Origin of the sequence: Providencia alcalifaciens (assembly GCF_020271745.1) — a bacterium.
GTDB classification, from domain to species: Bacteria; Pseudomonadota; Gammaproteobacteria; order Enterobacterales; family Enterobacteriaceae; genus Providencia; species Providencia alcalifaciens_B.
In genome coordinates, this window is record NZ_CP084296.1 from 1,973,906 (window position 1) to 1,988,326 (window position 14,421).

Here is a 14,421-nt window from a genome sequence, read left to right on the forward strand (position 1 = left end):
AAAATATACAGCTTACTATCATGCAATTTAATCATATTAACATAAAGTAAACATGTTAATAACGTGAGCGTGGTTACACTATTTAAAACTTGTTTTTTATCGCTTAAAGGGAGTTTGCTGCCTTTGGGTATCTTTCGTAGTGTATTTGTTAATATATTAATGAGGTCACTTTTGACTAATCATTGATATTTAAATGATTATTATATTATTTGAGTTTTAAAAGGGTACTTTTCGTCTTGAGCTCTGCGTGCTCCCCTCTCTCTGGGTATCGTTCTAAAGGACGATGGCGACATGTTTATGCTTATTTCTATAGTGAGAATACAGTCACTTCATTTTTACAAAAAATTCACAATTCAGGCTGTGAGCAGAGAGAGGGAAGCAAAATGAATTTATCCTCAAAATTAACATCACATATTGAAAAAGGTAAGGTTGGCTTTCCAACAACGCTCGCCAGTTCGGTTGGCGTGATTATGGCAAGCCCTGTGATCCTCACTGTAACTAGTGGTTTTGGGATTGGTGGAGATACTTTTGCCTTAGCCGTTTTACTGAGCTTTATCATGATGCAGGCTCAATTAACCACATTTTCTGAAGCGGCGGCAATTTTACCGACTTCCGGTTCCGTTTACGATTATATCTCCTGTGGTATGGGGCGTTTTTGGGCAATAACAGGGGCGCTGTCAGCCTATCTGATTGTTCACGTTTTTGCTGGCACCGCAGAGACTATTTTGTCCGGCATTATGGCGTTAGTGAACTTTGAAAGCCTGAATACGGTGCTGGAAACCAATAACTCCTCTTGGATGGTGGGGGTTGGGTTAGTTGTGGCATTCGGTTTACTGAATGCATTTGGTATCGAAGCTTTCGGCAAGGTGGAAGTGGTGCTCACTTTTGCAATGTGGAGTACGTTGGTGATTTTCAGTATTTGTGGGCTACTGATGCCATTTCATGTTTCCGCAGAAGGCTGGTTTGGTCAAGGGCTGAATATTTCTGACCCGACCATCGTTCTCAGCTTTGTGGGAATGGCGATGTTTATGTTTGTCGGCTGTGAGTTAGTGACACCAATGGCGCCTGAAATTAAAAACTCAGCCAAAGTGATCCCGCGTGCGATGGCGATTGGCTTATGCGGCGTAGCATTCTGTATGTTTTTGTTTGGTGCGGCACTCACAAACCAAGTCGAAAACGTGATTGTCGACCCTCAAAATGGCGTGAGTCTATTAGAAACACCGATGGCTATTCCTGCATTTGCTGGGCAAATTATGGGTGACTTCGGTAAATACTGGATTGGGATTGCATTATTGCTAGCGGGTGGGGCGACCATTAACACCTTAATGGCAGCGGTTCCGCGTATTCTTTACGGTATGGCGTTAGATGGGGCATTACCAAAAGTATTTGCCTATTTACACCCTCGTTTTAAAACGCCTGTGTTCGGTATTTTAGTGGCGGTGATGATCCCTTGTTTGCATGCATTTGCTATCCAAGGGGATTTAGACAGAATTATCCCGTTGGTGCTGGCGGCTGTATGTTCGTGGGGAACGGCGTACTTATTAGTGACGATTTCTGTGGTGTTATTGCGTATTCGTCGCCCTGATTTGCACCGTGCTTATCGCTCACCATTCTTCCCTATCCCTCAAATTATTTCGAGTGTGGGGATTATTCTAGCAATTGTTTACATCACGCCTCCGGGCATGAATAAAGCGGACGTGTATATTCCATTTGCCATTATGTTGGGATTAACCGCGAGTTATGCATTAGGTTGGACCGTGTTAGTGCAGAAAGTGAATCCATTTAAGCCTGTTCCGGTTGAACAAGTATTGTCTAATTCATTTGACGATGATAATGCAGAGGAGGTGGAACTTGAGCCTTTACGTAACCTTGCCTAAGTTATCGTGGTGGAAAAGGCTAACTCAAAAGCGCCTCCCGACAGGGTATCAAGCGGGGTTAACTTTAAATCGGATAGAGAAAGATATTGCCCCTTATGTTTGTGAGTGGGGGGCACCTGGAGTGCTCCTCATCCAATTGCCTCAAGGCATTAAAGTGGAGGTGACTGAGCGTGTGAAAACCTTGTTTATGGCGTTTATTGTGCATAGCCGCTTTGCAGTTTCGGGAAAATGTGACAACGCGCTGGTGGCACAGATTGATGTGAAAACAACAGGATCTACACGGAAAAAACAGGTTCATTTCACGACTCAGCAAGCGGATGGGAAATTTTTTGTCAAAAACTTAGAACAGTACCCGGTGATCCGCCAAACTTTCGAAGAGCTAGACTTCACTCACTGTCATATTGCTGTCAAAAATGGCGTTTGGCGTTGTGAAATTGAGCCTTATACCGCTTCGGAAATGGTCAGTAGGATCCCCGCTGCTCGGCGTTATTTACGTTTGACTGACCAGCAACGCCATCGATTGTTAAGCGCATTACAGCTGATTTCTCAGCTTATGAACCAACAGGCTTCTCACCAATAATTTTTCTCATCGATAACGCCCAGATTGGGCGTTTCGCATTTAAGGTTGTCATGCTAATGGTAGCCATGTTTGTGACAATCATCTTTATATCGACATAAAACCGTCATTCAACTGTCATCTGGCTGCTCTAGCATGCTGGTCAACTATTCGAAGCATACTTATTTACTCTTCTTATTGATTGGCAAGGATAAAATTTATGACAGGTCATTTTATGAAATCTATGTTAGCCGTCGCCGTAAGTACGTTAATTCTAGGGACTGCAATTCCAGCTTATGCTGCGGATAAAAATGATGCAGTTTCAGAAAGTCGTGCGGCAAAAGGGGATATCACTAAGTTTGGTGGTGCTCGTCGTTTATCGACAGAACAGACGGATATCATGAAAGCAGCACTGCATAATGGTCAAGCGAAGAACGTCATTTTATTTATCGGCGATGGTATGGGGGATTCTGAAATTACTGTCGCACGTAACTATGCGGAAGGGGCTGGCGGTTTCTTTAAAGGAATCGATGCACTGCCAATCACTGGGCAATACACCCATTACGCATTAGATAAGAAAACACAAAAACCAGACTATGTAACTGATTCTGCTGCCTCTGCAACGGCGTGGTCTTCCGGTGTGAAAACCTATAATGGTGCGTTAGGGATTGATGTGTTCGGTAAAGACCATGACACATTGATTGAAATTGCAAAACGTAATGGCAAAGCAACAGGCAACGTGACGACATCTGAAATTCAAGATGCAACGCCAGCAGCTCAGTTTGCTCACGTGACAGGGCGTAAATGCTACGGCCCTGAAGAAACCAGCGAAAAGTGTGCAACCAATGCGCTGGAAAATGGCGGTCGGGGTTCTATCTCTGAACAGTTAATGATCACCCGCGCCGATGTCACATTAGGTGGTGGTGCGAAAAGCTTTAAGCAGGAAGCTAAAGCGGGCGATTACAAAGGAAAAACCTTGGAGCAACAAGCTACAGATCGCGGATTCACTATCGTCCGTGATGCTAAGTCACTCGATGCAATCAAAGAAGCTAACCAAGATAAACCTGTGTTAGGCCTATTCCATGACGGCAATATGACCGTGGCGTGGGAAGGTCCAAAAGCCACTTATCACGGCAATTTAAATAATGCGGCATTAGAGTGTAAACCGAATTCTAAGTTAGACCCGAATGCGCCAACACTAGCGCAAATGACTGAAAAAGCAATTGATTTGCTGAAAGTAAATCCAAATGGTTTCTTCTTACAGGTTGAAAGCGCTTCTATCGATAAACAGGATCATAAAGCGAATCCATGTGGCCAAATCGGCGAGACTGTCTCGCTGGATCAAGCGGTACAAGTTGGCTTAGATTTCGCTAAGAAGCACGGTGATACGTTGGTTATCGTGACGGCTGACCACTCGCATTCTAGTCAAATTATTCCAGATGGAACTAAATCATCAGGTTTAACTCAAGCGCTGATTACCAAAGATGGCACTGTGATGACAGTGAACTATGGTAACTCTGAAGAAGAAGATTCACAGGAGCATACAGGTGCTCAGCTACGTGTCGCAGCCTATGGTCCACATGCTGCGAACGTGATGGGTCTGACTGACCAAACCGATTTGTTCTTTACCATGCGCGATGCGATGGGATTGAAGCAATAAACCAACCCCTGTAGTTAAAAGTTCTCTGCGGCAGGATGCTACAGAGAACTTTTTTGTTTATAAAATCCAATAAATCCTCATTAAGTTTCCTTCTTCATACCCTCAAGTCACACTAAAATTTAATTGATTTTTATAAAAACGCAGATATGATTGATAATCATTATCATCTTTATTTGGTTATAGACTAATTTTGAGTTAGCTAAAGACTCGTTAGCTATAAATGGGAGGCGTTATGGGAACTAGCGTATCAAAAGCAACTGGGTTGCGGCGTATTGGCGCTGGTTTGTGGGGCGTCTTCGCGGTGGTGTTACTGAGTATTATGTATTTACTGAGCAATATGGGGTTTGAGCCACTGAAAGTGGCGATGATCACGTTGATGATTGCGACAGCGGGCATGCTGTTTAATCGTGGCTCACGGCGTTTATTAATTATTCCGGCAGTGATGTCTTTAGGCTGTTTTTTGCTGATTTTTATTATGCGAACCTAATATTGTTTAAGCAATATCTACGTTAGGAAGAGTGCGCGAGAGGCTATTGAGAATTGAATATCTGAAGATTGAATTCTTGAAGATTAAGGCTACGAATCATTAACAGTGGTGCGAAAGGGGGGACTTGAACCCCCACGTCCATAGGACACTAACACCTGAAGCTAGCGCGTCTACCAATTCCGCCACCCTCGCAAATACTGTCAAAATTCTTTCTATTGATACTGACTTCTATAATGAGCTGCTAAGAGCAGTCAACGCATAGATAATTGAAATTATGAAGAGTAAGTGGTGCGAAAGGGGGGACTTGAACCCCCACGTCCATAGGACACTAACACCTGAAGCTAGCGCGTCTACCAATTCCGCCACTCTCGCAATACTAACTCTTTTGCATAATTGCTCATGCATCAATAGTACGGTGCGGATTTTAGGCTAATTTGCACAGACGTCAATAAATTTTTATCGGCGTCATCGTGTTTGATGAAAAAACGGTCAACTTATGAGGTTGACCGTTAGAAACAAAACTGATACTGAGATAATTTCGTCGTTTTAGCGCTTAATAGCTTCGTAAACTTTGAATTTACCTGTCTTAGCCAGAACCACATGACCGCCAAACGCTTTATCCAGTAAGTCAGGATAAGGTAAAAATGCATTCGCGACGATACGTAAGCGACCGCCTTTTTTCAGGTGCTTAGGTGCTTGGAAAATAAGCGTTTCTACCGCGTTATAACTGGTGTTGATTCCATCATGGAACGGTGGATTAGAAATGATCCAATCAAATTTATCATTAACATCGGAATAGACGTCGCTAGGGATCACTTTTCCGGTGAGGTTGTTGGCCGCGAGCGTTGCAGTGGCGGAATCAATCGCGGATGCACTGACATCACTCAGGGTTAAGGTGACATCCGGATTTTGTGAGCCGATAACCGCAGCGAGTACGCCGTTACCACACGCCAGATCAAGCACATTTCCGCTCATTGGCTCCGTCAATGTGGAAAGCAGCAAATCACTGCCGATGTCTAACTCGTTATGGCTGAATACACCTGGAAGTGCATGAATTTTCACGTTATCAACCTGATAGTTACGCCACCAGCGTTTAATATCAAATTCAGTTGGTTGCTCTAATTCACCATAATAGAGCCCACAACGGCGTGCGGAGTCAATTTTTTGCAGTGTCGCAATCCCTTCCATAATTGCTTCGGCACTTTTTACGCCGCTACGATTTTCGCCGACGATAAAAATTTGGCTGCCGGTAGCCAGATGGGTACATAAGTCATCAAGTTGGAATGCCGCTTCTTGTTTGTTCTTAGACCAAAAGTAAATTAAGGTATCACAAGGTTGAACAAATTCCGCGGTTGCTGTCGAAGCAAACAGAATATTTTCACCCAATGCTGGCTGTAAGTTTTTCCAGCGATGATACTGGTTAGTGAGAACACGCACACTGGCGGCTTCTAAAATTGCGCCCAGTTCATCCTGAATATCCCCTGCCAAAAGAACATGACGATCGATAAAGTGCTCTAAATGGCGTTGAATAACTTCGCTGGCGGGTGTCAGTAATGACATATTCTGTCTATCTCCTAAAATGAATATAACCACGCGGACTACCTTACCAGAAAAAAGATAAATAGCATTGCTCTGTTGGCGCTATTAATCCCCTTTGATAAGATGTGGTTGTTAACTAACGACTGGGTAAAGCAATGACACGACGTGACAGACTTTTAGAACAAATGGGGATCACTCAATGGATGGTGAGAAATCCGACTGTGTTACGTGGTGAACGTGGTGTACGCATTCCTGAGTCGACTAAGCTTATTATTATCACTGATGAGAACCTTGATTTAAACAGCCAGCTGCTAAAAGATATTTTTCTCACAATGAAGGTCGATGAGATTGACATTGTGTGCATTAATTCCGAACAGCTCAAACTCATTCCAACACCAATAACAATACCTTGTTGGGTGATAGGGGATGGTATTCATCCCGAAGGTTCAAAAGTCACATTTATTTCTCCTGTTTTGTCTGAACTGATAGCAAGCAGCAATGCTAAACAGGCACTATGGAAACAAATTTATCAATATGATGAAAATTTCAACACTCAAGCAATCTGATCTCGCGACAGCCTTCTTAATTGAAAAGTTAAGCCATGATTTTCCATGGACTGAGCGAGTTTTTTATGGGAATCAAGGTGAAAAGTACCATAATCTGAAAATATCAGTTAATAATCAAATTGTTGGGTATGCAATAACACAGTATGTATTAGATGAGGCGACGCTGTTTAATATTGCCATTCACCCTGACTTTCAAGGGCATGGTTATGGACGAATGTTATTAGAAAGATTGATCAATGACCTAGTCAGCCGCGGGGTATCAACATTGTGGTTGGAAGTGAGGGAATCGAACGCCTCTGCCATTCATCTGTATGACAAACTTGGTTTTCAACAAGCAACAGTGCGTAAAGATTATTATCCAACAAAAAGTGGCCGAGAAGATGCGTTAGTACTGGCATTAACCTTATTTAGCGAAGATATGTTTAGCCAAAAAGCATAATACAATAAGTGCCCGATAAAAATAGATTAAAAAAACAAACCACGAGGTAGCAATTTATTGTGATTCGTGGTTTTTTGTATTGGAGGATATGAACTAATAATAGAATAATAAGAGGCGTTGAGAATGACACAATTTAATATAGCAGTAATTCCGGGTGATGGTATTGGAACTGAAGTTATCCCTGAAGGATTACGAGTATTAGAAGCCGCAGCAAGAAAGCATCATGTAGAACTTAATTTTACGCATTTTGACTGGTCGTGTGAAACGTATCATCGCACTGGGCGGATGATGCCTGAAGATGGATTAGAACAACTGAAAAAATTCGATGCTATTTTCTTAGGCGCTGTTGGCTTTCCTGGTGTGCCAGATCACATTTCCTTGTGGGGCTTATTACTACCAATTCGTCGCGCGTTTAATCAATATGTGAATCTGCGCCCAGTACGTTTATTTGAAGGTATTAAATGCCCGCTGGCGGATAAAAAGCCGGGTGATATTGATTTTTATGTGGTTCGGGAAAATGTGGAAGGGGAGTATTCCGCGATTGGTGGAATTCAGTATGAAGGGACGGAAGATGAAATGGTGTCCCAGCAAAGTATTTTTACCCGCAAAGGGACTGACCGTATTTTAAAATATGCTTTTGAACTTGCTCGTTCTCGCGATAAAAAACATTTAAGTTCAGCCACGAAATCCAATGGATTATTCCACTCAATGCCTTATTGGGATAGCCGTGTGGCTGAAATGGCAAAACAGTATCCTGATGTGAAAGTCGATCAATTCCACATTGATATTTTTGCGGCTAACTTAGTGAGAATGCCGGAATTTTATGATGTGATTGTGGGATCAAACTTATTTGGGGATATTTTGTCAGACCTTGGACCCGCGTGTACGGGGACGATTGCCATTGCACCGTCAGCGAATATCAACCCGGAAAAACAGTTCCCATCAATGTTTGAACCTGTACATGGTTCTGCACCAGATATTGCCGGAAAAAATATTGCCAACCCAATTGGGACTATCTGGGCGGCAGCGATGATGATGCAGCATCTCGGTTGCCAAGAAATGCACGACACAATTATGTCAGCGGTTGAAACGGCTATTCGTGAGCGTCGTCACTTGACTCGCGACATGGGCGGAAATGCCAGCACACAAGAATTAGGGCTGGAAATTGCTCAGTTAGTGACTGCGTCGGTGTAAGTTTATTGGGCTCCACCCAGTGGGTGGAGCGCTTAACATTTCAGGCTCTGATTGTTTATAACCCCAAGATCTGCGAAAATAACCGCCAATTACGATTAACAATACGGATTTGCTGCGCTTAGAGCCACCTCGAGCCTCTTCCTGATGCCCATACAAATCTGGATATAGACGAAAAGAACGGTTAAATGACAGATCAGAATTTTCTCCATGAAGTTAGCACCCGTAGAACGTTTGCTATCATTTCGCACCCTGATGCCGCCCAGCCTTTCAACGCTTAAAACCACCTTTCATTGCACACCACAATCACATCTCTACGTACTGAATTTAAAGGCTTTTTGTCTTTTTCTCGTTTCTTTGCTTTTCAATGATGTTCAAGCGTAACCTCGGAAAATGTGTACAAACTTGAGTACAAATCGCCATATTTACCGTTTTTAGCCAAATTCCATGACACAAACCTAGCTGTAGGCCTTGTTCCTACTGGGTTTTAGCCAAAACTTGCCTATATTTTTTATGCCAAAAATCGAGAAATGATGGTAAGACGTTCGCGATTATCTCTAATTGTTTGCCGGTTGAGTTGGTTACCGGTTGCTTTCTTGCTGTCCTAAAAGTTCATTTGTATGGGCCTGATCTTCTGAACAAATCATGCATCTTTCTGACCATCAACAAGTGATGAATCAGGCGATGATAGCTTTACATTGATTTTCAGGAGAATGCAGATGACAGCAGTAGCGCACCAAGTAACCCCTTTTCTAACGTCTTACGAAGTTATGGCTCGTTACCACATTAGCTATACGACGCTCTGGCGAAGAATAAAAGATGGCAGCTTGCCGCAACCTCGTATCAACCGAAATACACGAAACAAGCTGTGGCACATTGAAGACTTGGAGGAGTATGAGAAGAATTAGGAATAGATAGCGTAGCTTAGTTTTTCTGTTGGAGCTTGGACTAACGCTTTGAAACGCCGGCTTGTGCCAACAATATAGTTAATATGTACACCAACTTAGGCTAAGATAGCAGCATGGATTTTTTATTGATTGGATGGATAGGTAAGTGACGACTCCTCAAGAACGGACAACAGGTATTACAAATGCGTCGATAAAAAAACGTTTCGGCTCAATTCCCGCTTGGAAGATGTTGAGTGAATATATCTGGAACGGTTTGGATGCTGGTGCATCAGATATTGATGTCATTATTAACACCTGTGATCTCGGCGGGGTGGAGTCAATAGAGATCCATGATAATGGTGAAGGAATTGACTTTCATAACCTAGACCGAAATTTTGATAATTGGGATGACTCATCCAAAAAACAGGTTACCCAAAAAGGCAGTCAAGGCAGAGGGCGGTATTCATTTCATAAATATGCTGCAACAGCAACCTGGCTTACGAGAAGACAATCTGAGAATGCACGTATTACCATAGACTCGTCTCGTATTAAAACGTACAAAGTTGAGTTGATCGACGATAAAGAACAGCATAGTAGTATTCTTTCAAATGGAAGTGGGACATCAGTATTTCTTACGGGCATTACGAGTGAAAAATCTCAAAAAATCCCTAATATTGAAAATATCATGGAGGAGCTTTCAAATGAATTTGGTTGGAAGCTAATAGTTTTTTCTAACCTTAAAATATCAGTTAATAGAGTCCGAGTGACGCCTCCCCAACATAGGTTGTTTCAAGAGCTTATAGATGTTGATGGAAATATATTTAGTTCAAGTATCATTCAGTGGATAAAAAAACCATCTGGTGAAAAGTCATACAATTATTTTAGAGATTCAAAAGAACATCAGAAGTATAGAAATCTGACTGGTTTTAACTACAAAAACAATTTTTTCATAAGTGGATATATACAATCTGAGTGGTTCGATAATTTTCAAGATACCTCATCTCCAAATGCTGATCTCTTCATTAGTGAAAAGAGTGATGGGAATAAAGTTTTAGCTATGCTGCTAAAAGAACTGCGCAACAAAACAGCCGAGATTTATCAGGGGTTCCTTAGAGAAAGAGCTGTTCAGCTTGTCGATTCTTTCGAAGAAAAAGGATATTTTCCTGTTTACAATTGGGAGTCTGACGAAGATCGTTCCTTTAGAATTGCACATACGAAGAAATTAGTAACTAGTATCTGCGTTGCTGATCCAGCAGCTTTTAATGGGCTAAAGGCTAAGCAAACAAAAATTATAATCGGTTTGCTTGATAGGCTATCTACATCAAGTGAAAATGATAGTTTGATAGATATATTGGAAGGCGTTTTAGACTTAAATAAGGAGCAAATGGATGAATTTGCATCTCAAATAAGTAAATCTAAACTTGATTATATAATTAGCACGATTGGACACATTCATAAGCGAGATCTAGTCGTACAGAAAATGAAGTACCTTTTTAAAGAGCACGCTAAAGAAGTTCTAGAAACACCAGACTTACAAGGTATTATTGAGGCTAATACATGGTTGTTTGGCCCTCAGTACACAACTATAGGTGCCGAAGAGGATGACTTTTCTAATACAGCTAGAAATCTTCGGAATTCAGATATTGAAATATTGGATGGGGACGATATCAGTACCAGTGATCTTATTGAAGGCGCTACCATAGAGGGGGCAAAAGGCCAAGTAGATTTGTTTCTTGCACGCAAAATGGTCACAATTGATCATTCTACACAAGAAGAATTTATTAAATGTACGATCATTGAAATAAAAAGACCAAGTGTAGCATTGAATAAGAAACATTTAGCTCAAGCTGAACGTTATGCTGAGGTACTTGATAAGCATCCTGCCTTTAATGATGAGAGAATGAGATTTGATGTTGTTCTTGTTGGAACTAAAATCTCCCAGAATGATACTCAAATTACAAGGCGGTTGAAAGACCTTGCTGGTAAGGGCGGCGCGGGCCTTGTTTCCGGGGCGGATGAAAGAATTCGAGTATACGTTAAAAGTTGGTCTACAATTTTTAATGATTTCGAGGTGACTCATAGTGCTTTATTACAAAAGCTAAAAATAAAGAGAAGCGAGCTAGAGTATAAATCTAAGCAAACCCTTGTGGATGAATTGCAAATACCTCTCTCTGAGGCGTCGTGAGACTTATAATAATTATTCGATAAGTTGTTTTTTTGTAACTGGAAAAACAACTAATCTAAACCGAGCCAAATGCACTACTTGACTCGGTCATTTGTACTAGCTCAGTCTCTTCCTTAATTCAGCTACCCCTTATTGTCCGAAACGCCAGTTGAATGGAAAGCCTGTCGGCTCGATGATGGTTTCTAGTTGTTGATACCAAACGTCGTAAGCATGACGCATTTCGTCCAGGTACTGATATTGGTTGTAGATAGCATCCAGCCCTTTTTTGCTGTGGCCAATCATCAACTCGGCAACTTCTTGCGTCGTGATGGCAGACATTCGCGTTCGCATCGTTCTGCGAAGATCATGCATAGACCAGTGTTCCATCTCAATACCAAGCGATCTGCGAGCCCAGATTTTCACATTGTTAGGAATAGTGGTATCAAAGCCATTTGTGGCAAGCTCTTCTTGTCCGTTCGCGGGAAACAAGTAAGTTGATTTGCTCATCTGCATCGCCAGTTCAATCAGCTCAATAGCTGGCTTAATCAATGGCCGCATGATCGGCGCTCCAATTTTCTCACCTTGTTTGCGGATCTCTATGGGCACTGTCCACATTGCAGATTGCAAGTCAAAGTGATGCTTTTCAGCTTGAATGAGTTCGCCCTTGCGCCCTCCCAATAAGAGAAGCAGTTTTATGTAGATGCGATTCTTCTCAGTGATTTTTGACTCATGCAAATAGCGCCAAAGTATCCTGATCTCGTTGTCATTTAGCACCCGAGTTCGTTTTCCTTTTTTACCGCCAACCTTTTTTGCTGTGATCCCAGCGGCAGCGTTAATTTCCAAAATTTGTTCATCAATCAGCCAGTCATAGAACTTATGCAGTACAGACACTAGGCGCTCTGTGTTTGACGGAGACGATTCCGAAACCTCACGAAGACAGTTTCGCAAGGACAATTCAGTGATGTCAGTTAATGGATACTTGCCAAGTCGGGGCAGCAAATATATTTCACTGCTGCGTTTTTGGTAGTGCCACGTTTTCTCCTTTAGCCCTTGCTTACCGGCAGAGTCTATCCAGTCTCGAAAAATCGATTCGAAGCTTTGATTAGCAGAATACTTAGCCCGTTCCTGCTGTAGGTAAAGCTTGGGGTTTCGGCCTTGATCAAGTACTGCCCTTAACCTATCCAGCTCATTCCTGGCTTCAGCCAGCTTCATAAGGGGGTAAGTACCTATGTCTACCCGCTGTTGCTTGCCATCGAACCGATAACGAAACTGAAAAACAATTTTGCCCTTGGGCGATACCCGAGCACTTAGCCCATCTCGGTCGGCTTTTACTACGGTTTCTTTTGCTTCTTTATTTAACCTGGCATCGAGCCAGCTAACTGATAACGCCATGTTATAAGCCCAGCCCTAGTTTTGATTTTAATGATTGTTTACGTGTTTCTGCTTTGGGTTCTGGCGCTGTACTCATAGAAGTAACTTCACCATCTGGTGCAAGGCCATCCACCGGTACAGATGTCGTGGATAGATTGGGTTGGCTCATTTGAATTAACCCAAAGGTTGCCAGCATCCGCAGACGCTCAGCGCGTTCCCGTGGTGGCGTCTTTTCCAATTCTTTGAGTAGTTCTGGGTGGCTCCCTGGGGGAATGTTGACGACAACTCTCATGATCATGCCCCATAAAACCAGAAGCCTCGGACGTTCGCCAAAACAGACTGCTCAGGCACGATGATCTTGCTTCGTGAAAAAATCTCCTTGGCCGCTTCCTTATAAGCCAAGGCTCCACCTCCGGCGATCAATACCAAGTCCGCATTAATGCTTTCGTCACGCATGGATTGACGCATGGCTGTAAGAGCAACAGGCGCTACCTTTTTCATGGCAGCATTCAGATAAGGTGAAATATCGACTTTTTCTCCAAATAGCAGGACCTGTAAGTCGCCGGTTCTCATGGCTTTTTCAAGTCGATCCATTCCGACTTTGGCACCATGATCTTCCGAAATCAGCTTATCGATGGTTTCCAGTAGCACGGACATTGCCTGAAGACTGGTTCCTGATGAGCTGTAGCGAATTTCTCCGGCCTCAAGGGCAACCCAATCAACAGAAAAGAAGCCGGGATCAATGACGACGACACGACCTTCTTCAATCAAGCCCAGATCACCACCCGTTTGAACCAGATCCATATAGGCACCGGCAGGCTGTGGTAGTACTTTGACGTCATGAACGGTGATGCTGCGCTTAGGCGTCACTTGATGGACACCTTTTAAACGCTGCACAAGGTCAGACTTACGTTGTGGTTCATGAAACTGGGAAACCGGTAATCCAGTGACAACCAAATCGATGGATTCTGTTTCAGCCATTAACAAGGCGGCATGAAAAAGTGCCTTATAGGTTTTTGTGGTGGGATATTCCGGGTGAAGCTCTCGTTCCCAGCCTTGAAGGCGTCCAGCAGGAACACCAGCGGCCCAGCGCTCATTATCGACAGAGACATACAAACAAGTTTCATCATCGCCTCCACCGATACGCTCCGGCATACGATCCGCTGGACCGGCACCCGCAGGTAGAATAATGGTTTTCGGTTCACTACCTGATTGGCCAATTGCCAGCTTCAGGTTTGAGTAACCGATATCTACGCCTAGTACAAACATACTTATCTCCTGTGCACTCAAAGTGCTCTAACGGTTTTCAATCAACCGCGCTGTTCACGCTTGGGCATTTCCAAGTGCTCTGGCGGTTTACTCAAATGTCATTATCAGGATTCGGTGCACTGGCGGTGGGCAGAAAGGTGACAAATCCTTTCATCTATCTGCCTATTGCATTTTTGCAAAAGTATGAGAATAGGCTCTGTTTGGCGGCTGGTGACCTAGCCAAAAAAATTGAGACGCCAAACGTCGTTTGCATTCTGGCCTGAACTTGCCAAACGGTTTGTATCTTCATGGCGATACGTCTTTTTAGGTGTTTTTAAGTGAAATCAGCCTGTATCCCTTGTCGGGTATGGGATTGAGCGAGTCGATTTATATCGAGACGCCAAACAGTGATTGTGACGGCAGTTTTACGTTTGGC

Annotated in this window: 13 protein-coding genes and 2 tRNA genes; 9 read left to right on the top strand and 6 right to left on the bottom strand. The window is 43.0% G+C overall.

The features are described from left to right. Positions 1 to 383: 383 nt before the first annotated feature. The 4 genes from LDO51_RS08965 (at position 384) to LDO51_RS08980 (ending at position 4,580) form a co-directional block, all read left to right on the top strand. The gene (locus LDO51_RS08965; protein ID WP_225577182.1) at positions 384 to 1,877 is read left to right on the top strand and encodes an APC family permease; all 1,494 of its coding nucleotides are present in this window, start codon (positions 384 to 386) and stop codon (positions 1,875 to 1,877) included. After that, complete coding sequence (locus LDO51_RS08970; RefSeq protein ID WP_225577183.1) at positions 1,852 to 2,457, top strand: DUF3156 family protein; 606 nt, start codon at positions 1,852 to 1,854, stop codon at positions 2,455 to 2,457. The genes LDO51_RS08965 and LDO51_RS08970 overlap by 26 nt, the downstream gene beginning before the upstream one ends. A gap of 196 nt (positions 2,458 to 2,653) precedes the next feature. After that, positions 2,654 to 4,093, top strand: coding sequence for an alkaline phosphatase (gene phoA, locus LDO51_RS08975; protein ID WP_225577184.1), 1,440 nt, complete (start codon positions 2,654 to 2,656; stop codon positions 4,091 to 4,093). A 232-nt stretch (positions 4,094 to 4,325) separates the two neighbouring features. Then, positions 4,326 to 4,580 (top strand): DUF1435 family protein, encoded by a 255-nt coding sequence (locus LDO51_RS08980; protein ID WP_225577185.1) that lies wholly within the window; start codon positions 4,326 to 4,328, stop codon positions 4,578 to 4,580. A gap of 106 nt (positions 4,581 to 4,686) precedes the next feature. On the opposite strand, the gene LDO51_RS08985 is transcribed toward LDO51_RS08980, so the two are convergent. The 3 genes from LDO51_RS08985 to rsmC form a co-directional block, all read right to left on the bottom strand. Next, positions 4,687 to 4,772, bottom strand: a tRNA-Leu gene (locus LDO51_RS08985). Positions 4,773 to 4,866: 94 nt separating this feature from the next. Beyond that, positions 4,867 to 4,952: transfer RNA gene (locus LDO51_RS08990), tRNA-Leu, on the bottom strand. Between the two features lie 174 nt (positions 4,953 to 5,126). Further along, positions 5,127 to 6,140, bottom strand: a complete 1,014-nt coding sequence (gene rsmC / locus LDO51_RS08995) for a 16S rRNA (guanine(1207)-N(2))-methyltransferase RsmC (RefSeq protein ID WP_225577186.1) — start codon at positions 6,138 to 6,140, stop codon at positions 5,127 to 5,129. A gap of 134 nt (positions 6,141 to 6,274) precedes the next feature. Between rsmC and LDO51_RS09000 the strand changes: the two genes are divergently transcribed. The 5 genes from LDO51_RS09000 to LDO51_RS09015 all read left to right on the top strand — a co-directional run bounded on the left by LDO51_RS09000 (position 6,275) and on the right by LDO51_RS09015 (position 11,387). Further along, positions 6,275 to 6,685: a DNA polymerase III subunit psi gene (locus tag LDO51_RS09000; protein WP_225577187.1), complete on the top strand. Its 411-nt coding sequence runs from the start codon at positions 6,275 to 6,277 to the stop codon at positions 6,683 to 6,685. After that, positions 6,654 to 7,124 carry a ribosomal protein S18-alanine N-acetyltransferase gene (gene rimI / locus LDO51_RS09005; protein ID WP_225577188.1) on the top strand — a complete coding sequence of 157 codons (471 nt, stop codon included), beginning with the start codon at positions 6,654 to 6,656 and terminating at the stop codon, positions 7,122 to 7,124. Before LDO51_RS09000 ends, rimI begins: the two co-directional genes overlap by 32 nt. A 123-nt stretch (positions 7,125 to 7,247) precedes the next feature. Beyond that, the gene (locus LDO51_RS09010; protein WP_225577189.1) at positions 7,248 to 8,318 is read left to right on the top strand and encodes a tartrate dehydrogenase; all 1,071 of its coding nucleotides are present in this window, start codon (positions 7,248 to 7,250) and stop codon (positions 8,316 to 8,318) included. A gap of 716 nt (positions 8,319 to 9,034) precedes the next feature. Next, positions 9,035 to 9,223 (top strand): helix-turn-helix transcriptional regulator, encoded by a 189-nt coding sequence (locus LDO51_RS19650; RefSeq protein WP_000127615.1) that lies wholly within the window; start codon positions 9,035 to 9,037, stop codon positions 9,221 to 9,223. 145 nt (positions 9,224 to 9,368) lie between these two features. Beyond that, on the top strand, positions 9,369 to 11,387 hold the full coding sequence (locus LDO51_RS09015) for an ATP-binding protein (RefSeq protein ID WP_000211147.1): 2,019 nt from the start codon (positions 9,369 to 9,371) through the stop codon (positions 11,385 to 11,387). A gap of 129 nt (positions 11,388 to 11,516) precedes the next feature. Here the strand turns inward: LDO51_RS09015 and LDO51_RS09020 are convergent, their stop codons facing one another. The 3 genes from LDO51_RS09020 to LDO51_RS09030 are packed head-to-tail and all read right to left on the bottom strand — an operon-like array spanning position 11,517 to position 14,006. Beyond that, a complete protein-coding gene (locus tag LDO51_RS09020; RefSeq protein ID WP_001218618.1) occupies positions 11,517 to 12,758 on the bottom strand; it encodes a tyrosine-type recombinase/integrase in 1,242 nt (413 codons plus the stop codon). A 1-nt stretch (position 12,759) separates the two neighbouring features. After that, complete coding sequence (locus tag LDO51_RS19655) at positions 12,760 to 13,029, bottom strand: hypothetical protein (protein WP_001995600.1); 270 nt, start codon at positions 13,027 to 13,029, stop codon at positions 12,760 to 12,762. Positions 13,030 to 13,031: 2 nt separating this feature from the next. Continuing rightward, positions 13,032 to 14,006 carry a ParM/StbA family protein gene (locus LDO51_RS09030; RefSeq protein ID WP_000497807.1) on the bottom strand — a complete coding sequence of 325 codons (975 nt, stop codon included), beginning with the start codon at positions 14,004 to 14,006 and terminating at the stop codon, positions 13,032 to 13,034. Between the last annotated feature and the right edge of the window lie 415 nt (positions 14,007 to 14,421).